This is a genomic window from Halomonas sp. PR-M31, assembly GCF_001039575.1.
Lineage (GTDB): Bacteria > Pseudomonadota > Gammaproteobacteria > Pseudomonadales > Halomonadaceae > Modicisalibacter.
Map to the genome: position 1 here is coordinate 143,483 of NZ_JIBT01000001.1, position 18,666 is coordinate 162,148.

The following is an 18,666-nucleotide window of genomic DNA, read 5'->3' on the forward strand; positions in this document are numbered from 1 at the left end:
CAGCATGCCCGTCCAAGACGCCATTAACACGACATAACGCGACAGCTTGTTGGCATGACTCGTCATATCATGAGCAGTGCCGGACGCTTCAATCGGCGTGTCGGTCACCGCGAGGGCTGACGCCATAGCGTCCTTTATAGGCTCGTGAGAAGCTCGAAGGCGAGGTAAAGCCACAGGCCAGGCTGATGCTCAGGATGTCGTGATCGGTCTCCCTGAGAAGCTGGCGCCGCGGGAAAGACGCAGCGCAAGATAGTGATCCCGAGGACTTGCCCCTAGCTCCTGTTCGAACAGCCGCTGCAGCTGACGCAAGGAAATACCGACTTTTTCGGCGATAACGCCAACGGACAGCGGGGTTTCAATATGCCGTTCCATCAACGCCACTGCCTCGACCAAAACATGTCGGTGCGTGCCCAGCCGACGGGTCAAGGCCAGGCGCTGATGATCGTGAGGAGTGCGCATGCGGGCATGAATCAGCTGCTCGGATACCGCATTGGCAAGCGTCTCACCGTGACGCCGGGCGATCATCGCCAAGGCCATGTCCATGGCGGCGGCCCCCCCGGCGCAGGAGAAGCGCTCGGTGCTGATTTCGTAAAGCGATTCCGTGGCGTCGATCTCGGGAAAGCGCTCACGAAAAATTGGCAGGCTTTCCCAGTGCAGCGTCACGCGCTGGCCTTCAAGCAATCCTGCGCGGGCTAGAATGAAACTGCCAGTATCGATACCGCCCAGCACACAGCCGCGTTGCGCCAATTGGTTGAGCCAGCGAATCAGGTGACGGGACAGGGTCGCCTCGGGTTCGAAGCTGGCCACCACCGCCAGGCTTGCAAGCGCCGGCGCCGAGTTCAGAGACGTATCCGCCAGCAGGGTCATGCCATTGCTGGCGCTGATGGGTTGACCGTCCTGACTGATCACATGCCAGCAGAAAAACTCCTTGCCCGCGATACGATTGGCGATACGCAGCGGTTCCACCGCGGAGAAGAACGCCATCATCGAAAAGCGCGGCAGCAGCAAAAACCCGATGGGCTCGGGCCAGGGCCCTTGGTAATCCAGGCGCATGCGGGTGTCTCGAAGTAGCAGTGGCGGCTCAATATTAGCCAGGCCAGAGTGGGATACAGCCCCGGCTGAATTCAAGGGCCCTTACAGATCAAAAAGCAATACCATTGCCATCAGGAATGATCGGGCAGATACAGCTCGAAATCCACTTGACGCATGGACTGGCCGAAAGCGATCAAAGGTTCTCCGATCACAGACTGAAAGCCAGCCGACTGGTAGAGGCGGCAGGCGTTGACGTGGCGGTCGAAGGTTGAAACATGAATCCTATCGAAGCCTTCCCCCTGAGCATGTTCGATAATCCGATCGAGCATGGCTCTGCCAATGCCCTGCCCACGGTACGACTCGTCCAGATAGAAGAGGCGAAGCCTGCCTTTAGTAATGGTTTCTGCGGTAAAGAAAACGCATCCGATCATGTTTTTGGCCGCTTCCGCGATCAGGAAACAGCTAGCTCTATCCTCCAGCTTCTTCTCCAGTAGATCGAGGGCCTCAGAAACCGCGTCCGCAAATCCGGATTCAAACCCCTCGACTATCATGTAATGACGGACGTTGGCGGTCGCAACCCAATTCCGGTCAGTGGCACGATAGTCTCGAAAAGTGATGATGCTGGTTTCGTTGAACAGATCATTGCTCCCAGGAGGTTTTGGCTTGCGCCGTTGCCTGGAGTCCGTCATGGGGTCGAGAAAGGTCTGACGAGGGTGGCGCCAGCTCCAGCTGCGCCTTCTCCACCAGTTCCTCCGGCAGCTCCTTCTTGACCGAGACGCCGAGTTCACGAAATTCGCTGGCCTGCTTGATCAGATTGCCCTTGCCGCCGGTGAGCTGACCAAGGGCCTGATCGTAGCTCATTCGCGCGCCATCCAGGCGCTTGCCCACATCCTGCATGCTCTCCAGGAACACCCGCAGCTTGTTGTAAAAGCGCTCCGCGCGATTGGCGAGTTCGGCGCTGTGCTTGCTTTGGTCCTCGAAGCGCCAGAGTTGGCGCACGATATTGAGACTGGTGAGTAGCGTGGTAGGGGTGGTGACCAGGACGTTGTTCTCGATGGCACGCTGATAAAGGGTGTCGTCGAACTTCAGCGCCTCGACGTAGGCAGACTCCACGGGAATGAACATGATGACCACTTCCGGGGAGTTGAGACCGGGCAGGTCGTAATAGTGCTTGTCCGCCAGCTCGTTGATGCGATCGCTGACCGCCCGGCTGTGTTCGGAAAGGGCCTGGGTGCGCTCGAGATCGCTATCGCTGTTGACGTAGCGTACATAGGCGGAAAGCGAGGTCTTGGCGTCGATGACCAGGTGCTTGTTCTGGGGCAGATAGACGATGGCGTCCGGGCGCTGCGGCCCTCTTCCGTATTGAAGCTGACCTCGCGCTTGTAATCCGTGCCTCGTCGCAGCCCGGAGCCATCTAGCACGTTCTCCAGCATCAGCTCGCCCCAGTTGCCCTGAATCTTCTTCTGGCCCTGAAGCGCTTCGGTCAGACGCTGGGCCTGATCGGTGATCTCCCGATTGAGGCTTTGCAGGTTCTTGAGCTCAGAGCGCAGCGCTTCCTGCTGCCGGGTGTCCTGATGATGCAGGTGCTCGATCCGCTCCCGGAAGCCTTTCATCTCCGCATGCATGGGTTGGAGCAGGTGGGTCAGATTTCTCTCGGAGAATTCGCTGAAGCTCTTGCCCTTGCGCTCGAGCACCTCGTTGGCCAGATTCTCGAACTCTTCCTTGAGCTGTTCCCGGCTGGTATCGACAAAGGCAAGCTGCTCATCGAAATGGCGCTGTTTCTGTTCGAGGGTGATCGACATGCGGGTATTGGCCACCCGCTCATCCTGCAATGCTTGCAAAGTGCGGTCGAGGCGCTCGCGGGTCTGGGCCAGCTCTTGCTCACTTTGAGTAAGGCGCTGGTGATAATGTTGAGCCGCCTGCTGACTAACGATCCATTTGCTGCGCAGGATCAGAAAGGTCAACAGAATGCCCACTGCCAAGGCAGCAAGCAAAGTGAGCGCCGGATAGAAGGAGTCGATTGGCATGGGTAATTCTCAGGCAACGGTGATCAAAAACGCTGAAGATCGATAATATCAGCGATCGTTGAAGGTCGCAGGATCGTCTATTGATCGGTGGGATTTGCTATCGTGGCATGGTCCTTCTGATTGGAACAAGATCGTGTCATCCGACAACACCCGAGGATTGTCCATCGGCTTCGTACTGTTGCCGCGCTTCACCTTGTTGCCCTTCGCCGGCTTCGTCGATTGCTTGCGTCTAGCAGCGGACGAAGGTGACATGAGCCGTCAGCTGCGTTGCAACTGGACCTTCATGACCAGCGATGGCGAGAGTGTACTATCGAGCAGCGGGGCGGCGATCTCACCCTGCGAGACCTATCAGCCGCCGGAAAATTTCGACTACTTGGTGGTTATTGCCGGGGTGCTCAAGGACAAGGAGATGGTGGATCGTGCAACCATCGACTATCTCAAGTGGGCGGACCGGCTCGGCGTTCCCCTAGTGGGGATCTGTACCGGGGTCTTTGCCCTGATTCAGGCGGGCTTGATGAATCGGCGGCGCTGCTGCGTGAGCTGGTATCACCATGCGGATCTGGTGAAGCGCTTTCCCCAGGTCACGCCGGAGTCGGATCAGCTGTTCATCGATGACGGCGATCGCTTGACCTGTGCCGGGGGGATCGCCTCCGCGGATATGGCTGCCTATCTGGTGGAGCGTCACCTGGGTCGGGCCTGGGCCAAGAAGAGCCTGCATATCATGCTGATCGACGAAGCGCGTCAGGGCAATCATCCTCAGCCTCATCCGCTGGTGCTCAACAAGGTCGACAACCGGCAAGTGCGCAAGGCCATCTCTCTGATCGAGCAGCACCTGGGGGAGTTGATTCCCATCGATGAGCTTGCGGAGCGGGTGGGGTGTTCCCGCCGTGCCCTGGAGCGCCATTTTCGTGAAACACTGGGAGTCAGCCCGCAGAAGTTCTCTCGGGATCTGCGTTTGCGCTATGGCCTGTGGCTGCTCAATTTCACCAAGAAAAGCATTACCGAAGTCGGCGAGCGCTGCGGGTTTTCCGATACCGCGCATTTTTCGCGCAACTTCAAAGGCTCCTTTGGCTACACCCCTTCGGAGGTCAGAAAAGGCGAAACGCAGCTGTCGGAGGATCTAGTGGATCCGTTCTTCCTGCATATCGGCAAGCTGGACGAATAAAAACGATGAGACATTGACGTCCTCCCCGCCCTAAAGGACGGGGATTCCAACTTCTTGAGGGCAACGTCCTGCCCCGAGACTGAGGATATTCCGGGCCGCATTCACGTCCCGGTCGTGGAGTACACCACACTCCCCGCACTCCCAGTCTCTTACTCGCAACCCGTTGACGCCCTGCGGCCCACTGAGCGAGCCGCACGACGAACAGGCGCGGGTGGTGTTGGTTTCGCGAACTACCTTGAAGACGATGCCTGCGTGAGCGCATTTATATTCCAGCATCGTTTTCAATTGCGACCAGCCGGCGTCGTAGACGCTTTTGGCCATCTTGGTCTTCGCGAGTTTGGTTGAGGAAACATCGCCCACGACGATTTCGCCGTATTGGTTGACTAGTTTCCGGGAAAACTTGTGCTGCGCGTCCTTGCGCCGGTTCTTGATCTTGGCGTGGATCGCCTTGACCCGGCGCTTGTTACCAGCACGCTGGGCTGTCGCCAACTTGTCTTCCATGCGGCGGTAGAAGCGGCTGTTTTCCAGCTTTTCGCCATCGCTACAGGTCGCCACGTCCTTCAAACCGAGGTCGATGCCAACGGCACCTTGGCCAAGCGTTGGCTGAACGTCCACCTCGACAGCCACGTTGAAGTACCAGCGGCCCCGGCTGTCTTCGTTGAGCGAACCGGCACGGAGCTTGTATTTCGACAGGCCGTAGCTATCCCAGATCTTGAAGTAGGTGCCGTTGTGATAGACCTGGCCATCTTTCCACTTGGCTGCGCCGGTATTGACCGGCACCCAGCCGAGAGAGCGACGCACGCCCCGGGACTTGCGCCACTGTAGGCGAGTCTTCTTGAACTGCTTGCGACGGGTGACGTATTCGGCGGCAACACACTGCAAGGTCTGGCTGTGCAGGCCGAGGTCCTTGCCGGCCCCCTTGGTATAGGGGTGCATGTCGTAGGCAGACAGAAACAGCCCTTTCTCCCGTATGGCTCGGGAAGACAGTTCGTTGAGGTAGTTCCAGACAAAATTCACGCCGCGAGCCATGCGGTTAAGCTCGGCGGCGTGCTTGTCCTTCACTCTCACTTTTAATGTCTTGGTCTGTTTCATGTCTTCGAGTATACTTGGTCTATGGAGACAAAACAATCTATCAGAGCAGGAAGGCACTGCGTTTTTGAACTCCATGCCCACTTGGTCTTTGTTACCAAGTATCGGGGCAAGGTGTTCACCAGCGCGCATCTCAAATCCCTCGAATTGCTTTTCGACCGAGTGTGTCGAGACTTCGAGGCAGAGCTAAGGGAGTTCAACGGTGAAACCGACCACGTCCATCTGCTCGTCAACTTTCCGCCCAAGGTGGCGGTATCCAAGCTGGTGAATAGCTTGAAGGGAGTATCCAGCCGGCGGATGAAGTTGCTACACCCTGAACTGGTGCAGCCCGCCTACTGGAAGAACTCGCTGTGGAGCCCAAGCTACTTTGCGGGAAGTGTCGGAGGCGCACCCTTAAGCATGGTCAAACAGTACATTGAGCAGCAATCGAGGCCGGACTAGGGAGCGCTCTCGCGCTCCTCGCTATCCATCCTCGCACTAGAAGTACGAGGTTTTTCGCGATGTTCGATAAATGCTGTGGCATTTTATATCTGATGTCTTAAATTATATTTTTAATCCCTATGGGATGTCAGACTAACCTTGGAATGGAACCCGTATCGCAAGACACGCAAGCATTGCATCAATGGCTTCGATACTAGAATTGGATCAGTTCAGTCTTATAAGGAAATAACAGCCCATGCCCCAGTCTCTATCGTCCAAAGCCGGCGCCATCCTAGTGTTCATCGCCTCCCTTGTTGGGCTCGGCGTCGCGCTTTATGCCTACTTTGCACCGCTCACTGGCGTCAATGGCTCGATCGGGGCGCTTGTCGTCATTTTGGCCTGCATCGCGCTTGCGGTCATGGCGCTCATTCTGGCTGCTGTAAATAGCCGCGGTGCCCTCATCGCCTTGCGTATCTTGCTCCTCGTCGGTCTTGTCGGCACCTGCGTTGCAGGGCTTCTTCTGCATCAGTGGTGGATCGGGGTTGCCATGGTGGTCGGTCTTCTCGGGCTGATTCTCGATATGGCGCGTCACGGCAGTAACGCCAATCGTTTTGTCTATTCTTGAGGAGCTGATTCATGAGAACGATGCAAGCCGCCGCACTTTTGCTTCTTGCCATACCGGCTTCTCTACTGGCCCAAGAGAAGCCCCCCTCGTACCCGAAACACCGACTTGGGACAGTTTCCACGGTCAGTTGAACGCCCAGAAGTACAGTCCCTTGGACCAGATCACGGCAGAGAACGTGGGCGAGTTGGAAAAGGTCTGGGAGGTGCATACCGGGGATGTGTCCGATGGCTCTGGTGACATGGCCCCCACGGTCTGGTCCGCGACGCCGATATTCGCCAACGACACGCTGTATATCGGCACGCCGTTTTACCGCATTCTGGCGCTGGATCCGGCCACCGGGGAGGAGAAATGGAGTTTCGATTCACAGTCCACGCTGAAGGCGCTGACCCAGCCTGCCTTGAAAAATCGCGGCGTGGCCTATTGGGAAGCCGATGATCCCAAGGAAGGTGAGAGCTGTCAGAAGATCGTCTATCTCGGCACCATGGATGCGCAGCTCTTTGCGGTAGATGCAGATACCGGCAAACCTTGTAAAGACTTCGCTGACAATGGCGTACTCAATGTCAATCAGTGGAACACCACCAACGATAAATGGCCCTTGTCGCTTCTGCAGCCGCCCACGGTGATCGGCGATCGACTGATTCTGGGTTGGGCGGGTAAGGACTGGGCCTATGAGCAAGCGCCACCAGGAACCGTTTTTGCGCTGAATGCCCGTACCGGTGAGCGCGAATGGACCTTTGAAGCGCTGCCGGAGGATCTGCGGGAGAAAAGCGGCACCTCCAATGTATGGACCCATATGTCCGCGGATGAAGAATTGGGGCTTGTCTATCTCCCGGTCTCGTCCCCCTCGCCGAACTACTGGGGCGGCAATCGCACCGAGGACGTGCCCCTGGCCACCTCCACCACGGCGCTGAATATCGAGACCGGAGAGGTAGTTTGGTCACGTCAGTGGGTGCATCACGATATCTGGGACTACGACACCAATTCGGCCCCGACCCTGATGGACATCACTGTGGACGGGGCAGAGGTGCCGGCGCTGATCCAGGCCACCAAACAGGGCTTTTTGTTCGTCGTGAATCGCGAGACCGGGGAGGACGTCTGGCCCATCGAGGAGCGTCCGGTGCCTGGCGGCGATGGCTCCGTGGACGGCGAGGTCTATGCCGACACTCAGCCCTTCCCGACTAAGCCTGTACCGCTGCTCGATCAATCCGAGAAACCGGCGATCTGGTGGATCGCGGATGCCGTGGGGCTCGGCCAGTGTTCCAGACTCTGGGACGATCTCTGGTACGAGGGCATGTACACCCCGCCCACCACGGAAGGCGAGGGGGTGCTGACCTACCCGGACAGCTCCGGTGGCATCCAATGGGGCGGCGTTGCCTTCGATCCGGAAAGCCAGACGGCAATCGTGAACACCTCGCATATCGTGCAGTACGTCAAACTCTATGGGCGCGAGGCCTATGAAAAAGCGAACAGTGGATCCGGCAACAAGAGCGGATTTACCGCTCAGGAAGGCGCGCCCTATGGCATGCGTCTCAAGACGGCGCTGAACTGGCTCGGGATGCCCTGCTGGGAGCCGCCCTTTGGTGAGATCGTCGCCCTCGATATGACGAGCGGCGATATCAAATGGCGCCGTCCGGTGGGGGCTTCGCAGCAGTATGGCTTCTTCATGCCGGAAAGCTGGGGCTCGCCCACCATCGGCGGGCCGGCGGTAACGGCAGGCGGTGTCATCTTCATTGGCTCGACCATGGATGCTAAACTGCGCGCCTATTCCCTTGAGACCGGTGAAGAGCTCTGGGAAGACCAGGCCGAGGCACCGGCGGTGGCAAACCCGGCGGTCTATGAATACGAAGGTCGCCAATATGTCGCCTTCGTCGCCGGCGGCAACACGATCATGAAGGATCAGGTGGGCGACCAGCTCGCGGTGTATGCCCTGCCGCAATGAAGTCCCGCACAGGCCTTTGAAAGTATCAGAAATACGGTGGGCTCGTCCCTGGGCCCGCTTGTCTAGCAACAATCGATTCGTTTTTGCTTTGAACAACCCTCGTTTCTTTGACCCGAGCATGGATGCGTGCGGGTTTATTCACGTAAGAAAGCTTGTTTTGGCTCATCCATGGCAAGCCAATGACAAGGAGGTCGACAATGAGCTTGAGTACGAGCACCCACGCAAGCCCGGAGGGCACAAACGGTAAGACTGCGCATCGCCGCATGTCATTCATCGCAGCGATTGCAACCCTGGGCGGTTTTCTGTTCGGCTACGACACCGGGGTGATTTCCGGCGCGCTGCTCTATATCGCCGACGATCTGGGGCTTTCCGCGGGTCAGCAGTCCATCGTGGTCAGCAGTCTGCTCATCGGAGCGGCCTTCGGTGGCTCCCTCGGCGGGCGCTTCTCGGACTCCTTGGGTCGTCGCCGGGTCATTCTCATTGCCGCCATCCTGTTCGGCATCGGCACTCTGGGCAGTGCCCTGTCCACCAACATCATCGAGATGGTCGTCTTCCGGGTGATCCTGGGTCTGGCGGTGGGCTGCGTTTCGGCAGTGGTGCCGCTGTACATCGGCGAGGTCGCGCCGGTTCAACGTCGTGGCCGACTGGTCAATACCAACGAGCTGATGATCGTCTTTGGACAGCTCACCGCCAGCGTGGTCAACGCCATCATCAGCGTCGTTAGCTCGGATACCGACATCTGGCGCTGGATGCTGGGGGTGGCGCTGGTGCCGGCGGTGCTGCTGTTCATCGGCTGCTTTTTTCTGCCCGAGTCGCCGCGCTGGCTGGTGCGCCACGACGAAGAGGACAAGGCGCGCGAGGTGATGGGCAAGCTGCGCACCCCGGATGATGCGAAAAAGGAGTTCAAGGAGATCACCGAGTGGCACTCAGACCCCAATAGCGACAGCCAGGGTTCCGGAGTGATGCGCTATCTCGCCGCGCGTTGGGCACGGGTGCTGATTCTCGTCGGGATCGGTGTGAGCCTTTGCCAGCAGCTGGCCGGGGTGAACGCGGTGGTCTACTACGCTCCCACGCTGCTCGAACAGACCGGCCTGGGGGCCAGCGCTTCCGTGTCGGGTAATATCGCGGTAGGCGTGATGGGCATGCTGGGTGTGCTGCTGGGCATGTATCTGGTGCGCCACTACGATCGGCGCCCGATGCTCATGACGGGTCAGCTGGCGGTCATCGCGTGCCATCTCACCATCATGTTCATGTTTTTGTTCATGTCGACTGGGGATGTGCGAAGTATCGCGATTCTCGCCATGATGACAATATTCGTTTTCTTCCAGCAGTGCTTTATCTCAACCGTCACCTGGCTGGCCCTGGCGGAGCTTTTTCCCATGCAGATACGTGGCTTCGCCATGGGCATTTCAGTATTTTTCCAATGGGCGGCGAACTTCGGTGTTTCCCTGGCATTTCCCAACGTGGCAGCGGACTTTGGCGCGGCGTTTGGCTTCGGTGGTTTCGCCGTATTGAGCCTGCTTGGCTTTATCTTCGTGAAACTCTATCTGCCAGAAACCCGCAACAAGTCCCTCGAACAGCTCGCCCGGGAGTTCAAGGACAAGTACTCGCAGAAGGGCGCGTCATCTCTCAGGGCTCGGTCCGGCGCACAGTAAAATTGACTTGGCTGCTAAAGACGTTCAGCAGTACGCAAGAGGGCGGATCGAATTGATCCGCCCTCTTGCCTTTGGGCGAGTCGGCTGGATAAAAGCCGCCATACCTTCTAGTTTGAACATACAACACTTTTGTTTAATCTCGCCATTTGCTATTCAAATGCGTCTTTTGCCCTAGAAAACAGCGAGTTAGAACGTAAAATATTTCGGCAATAAACTTGGCGCATTTATTCAATTCCTCGCAGTATCTCTCCGCTATTAATGATGCACAAAAATCATTACCTCTTGCGATAAATATAATATAACCAAAGGAGTGACATTATGATCGAAAGTTGTCGCAAGCCCAGTTTGCCTTTAGCGCTACTGCCTATCGTACTGACCTTTCTGGTACTGGGAACGCAGCTGTTCATATTCGATACCTTCACGCCCCATGTACCTCTAGTGATCGGCATTGCACTTACTGCCGTACTGGGCCGCTATCTGAACTGCGCCTGGCAGGACATGGAAGAGGGCATGCTGCACGTGGTCAGCATCGGTCTGCCAGCGGTGGGCATCCTGATTCTGGTTGGCATGATTACCGGGGTATGGATTTCCAGCGGTACCGTGCCGACATTGATCTACTACGGCCTTGACGTGCTGAGCCCGGAAGTGTTCCTGGCGGCGGCAGCGATTCTGTGCGCCGTAGTCTCGGTGTCCCTCGGCACCTCCTGGGGAACGGTCGGTACCGTGGGTCTTGCGCTGATGGGGATCGGTGCCGGTTTTGGCATACCCGTCTACTGGACCGCTGGCGCCGTGGTCTCAGGTGCCTTTTTCGGTGACAAGGTCTCGCCGCTATCGGACACCACCAATCTGGCACCGGCAGTGACCGGGGTGAATCTGTTCGATCATATTCGCAACATGATGCCGACTACGCTGCCGGCCATGCTGATTGCGCTGATCATCTATGCCGTTGCCGGTTTTAGCATGGTAGGAGACGAAGCTGCATCTTTTGCGCGTATTACCGCCATCAATACCGGGCTTGCGGACAACTTCACGCTTTCTCTGTGGACGATCCTGCCGGTGGTGCTGGTCATCGGACTTGCGGTTATGCGCATGCCCGCCATGCCGGTTCTGTTCATGGGGGTGGTACTCGGTGGCCTGACGGCGCTGCTGTTTCAGGACGCTCCGGTCAAGGACATCTTTGCCTACGCTTTTTCCGGTTATGAGATCACCACCGGCGTAGAGGAGATCGATGGGCTTCTCAATCGCGGCGGTATCCAGTCCATGACCTGGGTGATCACTCTGCTGCTGATCGCGCTTTCCTTCGGCGGCATTCTGGAAAGTACCGGCTGCATGCAGGCAATCATTGAAGCAGTGGTCAAGCGGGCGCGTAGTTTCGGCTCTCTGCAGTCTTCTGCCATCGGCAGCGCCATCGCCACCAACGTGGTCGCCGGCGACCCGTACCTATCGATCACCCTGACCGGGCGCATGTTCGGGCCGGTCTATCGTGGCATGAAGTACTCCATGCTCAATCTGTCTCGCGCCACGGAAGAGGGCGGTACTCTGGTCTCGCCGCTGATTCCTTGGAATGCCGGTGGGGCGGTGGTCATTACCTCGCTCGGGCTGGGTGTCTACAGCGGCAACATGGAGCATCTTTTGTACATCCCGCTGGCCTTTGCCTGCTGGCTGTCGCCGCTGATCGGCATTCTCTATGCCTGGACCGGCTGGTTCTCGCCCAAGGCGAGCAAGGAAGAAGAAGCCAGATGGGAAGCTCAGGGCGAAGAGATCATGGACGTGGATTATGTCCAGAACCAGACGCGTTCGCGGGTTTATCGCGTCAACTAGCGTCAAATAACCACATTTGGATTATTGATTGGTACCCAAGACACACTCTCACTAGCTTGTAGATACAAGCATCGCCAAATCAGAACAGAGCGATCGTGAGAGTGCAATCGAACAGCGCTCGATGACAGCGCTTAGCGCAACTAGGAGCAGACCATGAATACAACATCTCTTAAGGATTTCGATCCACAAGTCGCTGCCGCCGTTGATGACGAAGTGGCGCGCCAGGAAGCACACATCGAGCTGATCGCATCAGAAAATTATGCCAGCAAAGCCGTCATGGATGCCCAGGGCACCCAGCTGACCAACAAATACGCGGAAGGTTACCCAGGCAAGCGCTACTACGGCGGCTGTGAGCACGTCGACGTGGTGGAGCAGCTGGCTATCGATCGTGTCTGCGCCCTGTTTGGTGCGGACTACGCCAACGTGCAGCCGCACTCCGGTGCCCAGGCCAATGCCGCCGCCTTCATGGCGTTGGTCAAGCCCGGCGATACGATACTGGGCATGAGCCTGGCTCACGGTGGTCATTTGACCCACGGCGCGGCGCCGAACTTCTCCGGCAAATACTACAACGCGGTGCAGTACGGCCTGAACCCGGAGACCGGCGAGATCGATTACGAGGAAGTCGAGCGCCTGGCCCGCAGCCATAAGCCGAAAATGATCATCGCTGGTTTCTCTGCTTACGCGCGCGTGGTGGACTGGCGTCGTTTCCGCGCCATCGCCGATGAAGTCGGTGCCTGGTTCTTAGTAGATATGGCCCACGTGGCAGGCCTGGTGGCGGCGGATCTCTATCCGAGCCCGATCCCCCACGCCCACGTGGTCACCACCACGACCCACAAGACCCTGCGCGGTCCTCGTGGCGGTCTGATTCTCGCTGCCGGCGGTGACGAGGCGCTGCACAAGAAGCTCAACGGCGCGGTATTCCCGGGCCAGCAGGGTGGCCCCTTGATGCACGTGATCGCTGCCAAAGCCGTGGCTTTCAAGGAAGCCATGAGCCAGGACTTCGTGCGCTACCAGACCCAGGTCATCGACAACGCCCGAGCCATGGCCAAGGTGTTCATGGAGCGCGACTATGACGTGATCTCCAAGGGTACCGACAACCACCTGTTCCTGGTGTCGCTAATCAAGCAGGGCGTGACCGGTAAGGATGCAGACGCGGCCTTGGGGCGTTCACACATCACCGTCAACAAGAACGCGGTACCCAATGATCCGCAAAGCCCCTTCGTCACCTCTGGGCTGCGTATCGGTACCCCAGCGGCGACTAGTCGTGGTTTTGACGAAAAAGACTGCACGGCCCTGGCTGGCTGGATCTGCGACATTCTCGATGTGCTGGCCAAAGGCGATGACACCAGCGACGTAGAAGCAGAAGTCCGCAAGAAAGTCGCTGAGGTATGCGGTCGTCATCCGGTCTATGCTGAACAAACAGATAGCGTTCGCGAAACCGCTAACGCTTAAGAACACCCGCCTGGGAGGCTTCCTATGCAACGTTATTCCGGCTTTGGGTTGGTTAAGCACGCGATCAGCCATCACGAGAATTGGCAGCGTCAGTGGCGTAACCCTACGCCCAAGAAGCAGTACGACGTGGTCATCGTCGGGGGCGGCGGCCACGGGCTGGCTACTGCCTACTACCTGGCCAAGAACCACGGCATCACTAACGTGGCCGTAATCGAGAAAGGCTGGCTGGGCGGCGGTAACACCGCCCGTAACACCACCATCGTGCGCTCCAACTATCTATGGGACGAGGCGGCGCGACTCTACAACCACTCTTTGGATCTGTGGAAGGGGCTGTCCCAGGACATCAACTACAACGTGATGTTCTCCCAGCGTGGCGTCATGAACCTGGGCCACACGCTTCAGGACATGCGCGACATTCAGCGCCGGGTCAACGCCAACCGCTTGAACGGCATCGATAGCGAGGTGATCACACCGGAGCGGATCAAGGAGATCGTGCCGATCATCGATACCTCCAAGCGTGCCCGCTATCCGATCATGGGGGCCTCCTGGCAGAAGAGCGCCGGTGTTGCCCGCCACGATGCGGTGGCCTGGGGCTACGCCCGGGCAGCGGACTCCTTGGGAGTCGATCTGCTACAGAACACCGAAGTAACGGGCTTCAAGATTCGCGACGGTCAGGTGTACGGCGTGCATACCAACCGTGGCGATATCGAGTCCAAGACCATTGGCTGCGTGGTAGCAGGCAACTCTGGAGTAGTGGCGAAGATGGCGGGCGTCAAGCTGCCTTTGGAATCACACCCGTTGCAGGCGCTGGTATCTGAGCCGCTAAAGCCGATTCTCGACACCGTGGTGATGTCCAACCATGTGCACGGCTACGTCAGCCAGTCGGACAAGGGCGATCTGGTCATCGGGGCAGGCATCGACGGCTATCTCGGCTATGGTCAGCGCGGCAGCTACTCCACCGTGGAGCATACCCTGCAGGCGATCGTCGAGATGTTCCCGATGTTCTCCCGGGTGCGCATGAACCGTCAGTGGGGCGGCATCGTCGACACCTGTGCAGACGCTTGCCCGATCTTGTCGAAGACCAAGGTCAAGGGCCTGTTCTTCAACTGTGGCTGGGGGACCGGTGGTTTCAAAGCCACTCCGGGTTCTGGCCACGTGTTTGCCGCGAGCCTTGCCAAGGGCGAAATGCACCCCATTGCTGAACCGTTCTCCATCGATCGTTTCAACACCGGGGCACTCGTTGATGAACACGGCGCCGCCGGTGTCGCGCACTAAGGAGATTCCAACATGTTCTATATCCATTGCCCTTACTGCGACGAGCATCGCGAAGAGGAAGAGTTTCATCCCAGGGGCCAGGCGCACCTCGCCCGGCCGGCGGATCCGGAAAACTGCTCGGATGAAGAGTGGGGCGACTATCTGTTCTTCCGAGACAACGCTCGCGGCATCTATCACGAGCTGTGGGTTCACTCCATAGGCTGCCGCAAGTTCTTCAACATTACCCGCAATACGGCAAGCTACGAGATTCTCGAGACTTACCGCATGGGTGAGCGCCCGGCAGTAACCGCAGAGAGCCTGGCGGATAAGCAGAAGCAGTCCGGCGTTCAAGCCGCGGATGCCGGCTGGCAGACCGTGGGCGCTCGTCCTGAAACCGTTGCGCTGAATGAAAGCAGCGAGTCACGCAGCCGAGTCAATAAGGAGGAATCGGTATGACCCAGACCAATCGTCTGCAGCAAGGCGGTCGTATCGATCGCTCCAAGGCACTGAGCTTCACTTTCAACGGCAAGTCCTACCAGGGTTATGCCGGTGATACGCTGGCGGCGGCGCTGTTGGCCAACGGCATCGATATAGTCAATCGCAGTTTCAAGTATTCCCGCCCCAGAGGCGTTGTCGCTGCCGGCGCGGAAGAACCCAACGCGCTGTTCCAGCTGGGTCAGACAGAGGCGGGGCAAGTGCCTAACGTGCGCGCCACCCAGCAGGCACTGTATGGCGGCCTGACCGTTCGTTCCACCAACGGCTGGCCCAACGTTCAGAAGGACATGATGAGCTGGGTTGGCAAGTTGGGCGGTCACTTCATGCCGCCGGGCTTCTACTACAAGACGTTCATGGCACCGGCCTCCATGTGGATGACCTACGAAAAATACATTCGTAAGGGTGCCGGACTGGGACGCTCCCCCAAGGAAAGTGATCCGGATATCTACGATCATCTCAATCAGCACTGCGATGTGCTAGTGGTCGGTGCAGGCCCGGCGGGTCTGTCTGCAGCACTTTCCGCGGCTACCAGCGGCGCCCGGGTGATTCTGTGCGACGAGCAAGAAGAGATGGGCGGCTCATTGCTTGATAGCCGTGAAACCTTGGACGGCATGCCGGCTGCCCAGTGGGTCGAGAAGACGCTGGAAAGCCTTGCGGGCATGGACAACGTGACGCTATTGCCACGCACCACCGCCAACGGCTATCACGATCACAACTTCGTGACCCTGCATGAGCGGTGCACCGAGCATCTGGGCGACACGGCGCCAATGGTCAACAATCGTCGCCAGGTTCGCTCCAGGCTGCACCGCGTGCGCGCCGATCAGGTGGTACTGGCCACGGGCACCCATGAGCGGCCGCTGGTATACGCCAACAACGACGTACCGGGCAACATGCTTGCCGGCGCGGTCTCGAACTACATCCAGCGCTACGCCGTGGTACCGGGCAACAAGCTGGTGCTCTCCACTACCAACGATCATGCCTACCGTGCGGCGCTGGATTGGGCCGAGGCGGGACGTGAAGTAATCGCCATCGTCGACGCTCGGGCCAATCCGGACGGTGATTTGGTCAAGGAAGCCCAGTCCAAGGGCATTCGTCTTATCACAGGGTCCGCGGTGATCGAAGGCAAGGGCGCCAATCGTGTGACCGGCGCCCGAGTGGCAAAGATCGACGCTGAGCGCTTTGCCGTGACCGGTCAGGTGGAAGAGCTCGTCTGCGACACCATCGCAAGCTCCGGCGGCTATAGCCCTGTGGTACATCTGGCATCCCACACGGGTTCGCGTCCTACTTGGCGCGACGACATTCTGGGTTTCGTGCCCGGCGAAGTAACGGGGATGCATTTCGCTGGCGGCGTGCAGGGTATCTACACCCTGGCAGAGGTGCTGCGCGATGGTGCCAAAGCTGGCGCTCAGGCGACCAAGGCAAGCGGCATCGATGCTACTCAGGATATCGAGCTGCCCGGCACGGATTCTCCTCAGGAGTCACCGGCCTGTGCGCTCTATCAAGTGCCTCATGAAAAGCCGACCCTGCGCGCGCCCAAGCAGTTCGTCGATCAGCAGAACGACGTGACTGCCTCGGCCATTGAAGTGGCGACGAAAGAAGGCTTCGAGTCCATCGAGCACGTCAAGCGCTACACCGCCCTGGGCTTCGGTACGGATCAGGGCAAGCTTGGCAACATCAACGGTATGGCCATTGCCGCGCGCTTCTTGAAGCGCTCGATCCCGGAAGTGGGCACCACGGTGTTCCGTCCCAACTATACCCCGGTGACCTTTGGTGTTATCGCAGGTCGTCACGCCAAGGAGTTGTTCGATCCGGAACGCTATACCGCCATGCACCAGTGGCATGTGGAAAATGGCGCCGAGTTCGAGGACGTGGGCCAGTGGAAGCGCCCCTGGTACTTCCCGCGCAAGGTCAATGGCAAGCTTGAGACCATGCACGAGGCGGTCTCTCGGGAGAGCCTGGCGGTGCGCACCAAGGTAGGCATCCTGGATGCCACGACGCTTGGCAAGATCGATATTCAGGGCCCGGACGCCCGGGAGTTCCTGGGGCGTATCTACACCAACAAGTGGGCCAAGCTGGCACCGGGTCGGGTTCGTTACGGCTTGATGTGTAAAGACGACGGCATGTTGATGGACGACGGTACCACCAGCTGCCTGGGCGAGAATCACTTCCTGATGACCACCACCACCGGCGGTGCCGCCGGGGTCATGGAGTGGCTCGAGCTGTGGCACCAGACCGAATGGCCGGAACTGCAGGTGTACTTCACCTCGGTCACGGATCACTGGGCCACCATGACCGTGACCGGACCGGATGCGCGCAAGCTGCTCTCGGAAGTCACCGACATTGATCTGGACAAAGAGCAGTTCAAGTTCATGGACTGGCGTAACGGCAAGGTCGCGGACGTGCCGGCTCGGGTGTTCCGTATCTCTTTCACCGGGGAGCTGGCCTACGAGATCAACGTTCAGGCCAACTACGCCCTGCATGTGTGGAAGACCCTGTTTGAGCACGGCAAGAAGTACGATCTGACCCCCTACGGCACCGAGACCATGCACGTGCTGCGGGCCGAGAAAGGGTTGATCATTGCCGGACAGGACACGGATGGCTCCGTAACGCCTGAAGACCTGGGCATGCATTGGGCGATCGGCTACGACAAGCCTTACTCCTGGATCGGCAAGCGCGCCTTGTCTCGTTCGGATACCGCGCGCAAGGATCGCAAGCAGATGGTGGGTCTCAAGCCCACGGACCCGACGGTGGTGCTGGAAGAAGGCGCCCAGATCGTCTTCGATCCGAATGAAGAGATTCCCATGAGCATGCAGGGGCATGTGACCTCGAGCTACTACAGCCCGAACCTGGAGCACGGCTTTGCTCTCGCGGTGGTCAAGGGCGGTCAGGAACGCATGGGCCAGAAGGTGTATCTGCCCATGTCCGATGGCGTGACCCATGAAGCCGAGATCGTCAGCACCGTATTCATCGATCCTAAAGGAGAGCGTCAACATGTCTGATCAGACTTACGGCAACGTCGCTGTCTTCGATACGCGCCCTGAAAAGGATATCGCGACCGAGTCACCGTTATCTGTGGCCTATCACAAAGGCAACGCACCGAAACCGACCCAGCAGAGTCAGGTCGTGCTCGAAGAGAAGCCTTTTCTCGGTCATCTGATCCTGCGCGGTGGCGCCATCGTCCTTGACGAGGCGGTGCGTGACGTACTCGGTATGAGCCTGCCTGGGCGCCCCCTGGGGCTGGCTCACGACGATAGCGGTGAGCGCTCCGTGCAGTGGATGTCCCCGGATGAATGGCTCGTCATCGTGCCCGGTGGTGAGGAGTTCGATCTTGAGAATCGCCTGCGGGAGAAACTCGGCAATGCGCATTTTGCCATCCTCAATGTCAGTGGCGGCCAGACCCTGGTCGAGCTGTCCGGGGAGAAGGCGCGAGAGCTTCTGATGAAGTCCGTGCCCTACGATGTGCATCCGGCCAACTTTCCGGTAGGCAAGGCGGTCAGCATCGTGTTCGCCAAGTCCAGCGCCATCCTGCGCAGACCCAGCGAAGAACGCTACGAGCTGGTGCTGCGCAGAAGCTTCGCCGACTACTGCTACCGCTGGCTGCTGGATGCCGGCGAAGAGTTTGGAATAGGCGTGAAGCCCTGAATCAAAGATGCGCTAGATAGATGAGCAAAGGCCGGGAGAATATCCCGGCC

At 58.6% G+C, this 18,666-nt stretch carries 13 protein-coding genes and 2 pseudogenes; 11 read left to right on the forward strand and 4 right to left on the reverse strand.

All coding sequences use genetic code 11. The annotated features are described in order from the left end of the window. Window positions 1–88: 88 nt before the first annotated feature. From CH74_RS00655 to rmuC, 3 genes and pseudogenes are all read right to left on the reverse strand, one after another. Window positions 89–1,053 (reverse strand): annotated as a pseudogene (locus CH74_RS00655) (GlxA family transcriptional regulator). Between the two features lie 110 nt (window positions 1,054–1,163). Further along, a complete protein-coding gene (locus CH74_RS00660) occupies window positions 1,164–1,721 on the reverse strand; it encodes a GNAT family N-acetyltransferase (RefSeq protein ID WP_048305548.1) in 558 nt (185 codons plus the stop codon). Continuing rightward, window positions 1,672–3,059: pseudogene (rmuC, locus tag CH74_RS19885) on the reverse strand (DNA recombination protein RmuC). The gene CH74_RS00660 and the pseudogene rmuC overlap by 50 nt, the downstream one beginning before the upstream one ends. 133 nt (window positions 3,060–3,192) lie before the next feature. Here rmuC and CH74_RS00670 point away from each other — a divergent pair. Further along, window positions 3,193–4,224 carry a GlxA family transcriptional regulator gene (locus tag CH74_RS00670; RefSeq protein WP_048305549.1) on the forward strand — a complete coding sequence of 344 codons (1,032 nt, stop codon included), beginning with the start codon at window positions 3,193–3,195 and terminating at the stop codon, window positions 4,222–4,224. A gap of 30 nt (window positions 4,225–4,254) precedes the next feature. Here the strand turns inward: CH74_RS00670 and CH74_RS19190 are convergent, their stop codons facing one another. Continuing rightward, window positions 4,255–5,316, reverse strand: a complete 1,062-nt coding sequence (locus CH74_RS19190) for an RNA-guided endonuclease TnpB family protein (RefSeq protein ID WP_048305550.1) — start codon at window positions 5,314–5,316, stop codon at window positions 4,255–4,257. A 21-nt stretch (window positions 5,317–5,337) separates the two neighbouring features. On the opposite strand from CH74_RS19190, the gene tnpA reads away from it, so the two are divergent. From tnpA to CH74_RS00725, 10 genes are all read left to right on the forward strand, one after another. Continuing rightward, a complete protein-coding gene (tnpA, locus tag CH74_RS00680; RefSeq protein ID WP_048305551.1) occupies window positions 5,338–5,754 on the forward strand; it encodes an IS200/IS605 family transposase in 417 nt (138 codons plus the stop codon). A gap of 235 nt (window positions 5,755–5,989) precedes the next feature. Next, window positions 5,990–6,358 carry a hypothetical protein gene (locus CH74_RS00685; protein WP_048305552.1) on the forward strand — a complete coding sequence of 123 codons (369 nt, stop codon included), beginning with the start codon at window positions 5,990–5,992 and terminating at the stop codon, window positions 6,356–6,358. After that, window positions 6,345–8,297 carry a pyrroloquinoline quinone-dependent dehydrogenase gene (locus CH74_RS00690; protein ID WP_253272870.1) on the forward strand — a complete coding sequence of 651 codons (1,953 nt, stop codon included), beginning with the start codon at window positions 6,345–6,347 and terminating at the stop codon, window positions 8,295–8,297. The genes CH74_RS00685 and CH74_RS00690 overlap by 14 nt, the downstream gene beginning before the upstream one ends. A gap of 179 nt (window positions 8,298–8,476) precedes the next feature. After that, on the forward strand, window positions 8,477–9,952 hold the full coding sequence (locus CH74_RS00695) for a sugar porter family MFS transporter (RefSeq protein WP_082140223.1): 1,476 nt from the start codon (window positions 8,477–8,479) through the stop codon (window positions 9,950–9,952). A gap of 318 nt (window positions 9,953–10,270) precedes the next feature. After that, window positions 10,271–11,773, forward strand: a complete 1,503-nt coding sequence (gene nhaC / locus CH74_RS00700; RefSeq protein WP_048305554.1) for a Na+/H+ antiporter NhaC — start codon at window positions 10,271–10,273, stop codon at window positions 11,771–11,773. Window positions 11,774–11,926: 153 nt separating this feature from the next. After that, window positions 11,927–13,225, forward strand: coding sequence for a serine hydroxymethyltransferase (gene glyA, locus CH74_RS00705; RefSeq protein ID WP_048305555.1), 1,299 nt, complete (start codon window positions 11,927–11,929; stop codon window positions 13,223–13,225). A 24-nt stretch (window positions 13,226–13,249) separates the two neighbouring features. Beyond that, on the forward strand, window positions 13,250–14,500 hold the full coding sequence (locus tag CH74_RS00710; protein ID WP_048305556.1) for a sarcosine oxidase subunit beta family protein: 1,251 nt from the start codon (window positions 13,250–13,252) through the stop codon (window positions 14,498–14,500). Between the two features lie 12 nt (window positions 14,501–14,512). Then, window positions 14,513–14,935: a sarcosine oxidase subunit delta gene (locus tag CH74_RS00715; RefSeq protein WP_048305557.1), complete on the forward strand. Its 423-nt coding sequence runs from the start codon at window positions 14,513–14,515 to the stop codon at window positions 14,933–14,935. Then, window positions 14,932–17,973, forward strand: coding sequence for a sarcosine oxidase subunit alpha family protein (locus CH74_RS00720; RefSeq protein ID WP_048305558.1), 3,042 nt, complete (start codon window positions 14,932–14,934; stop codon window positions 17,971–17,973). The genes CH74_RS00715 and CH74_RS00720 overlap by 4 nt, the downstream gene beginning before the upstream one ends. Beyond that, entirely contained in the window at window positions 17,966–18,616 is a 651-nt protein-coding gene (locus CH74_RS00725; RefSeq protein WP_048305559.1) for a sarcosine oxidase subunit gamma, read from the forward strand. The genes CH74_RS00720 and CH74_RS00725 overlap by 8 nt, the downstream gene beginning before the upstream one ends. The last annotated feature ends 50 nt before the right edge of the window (window positions 18,617–18,666 follow it).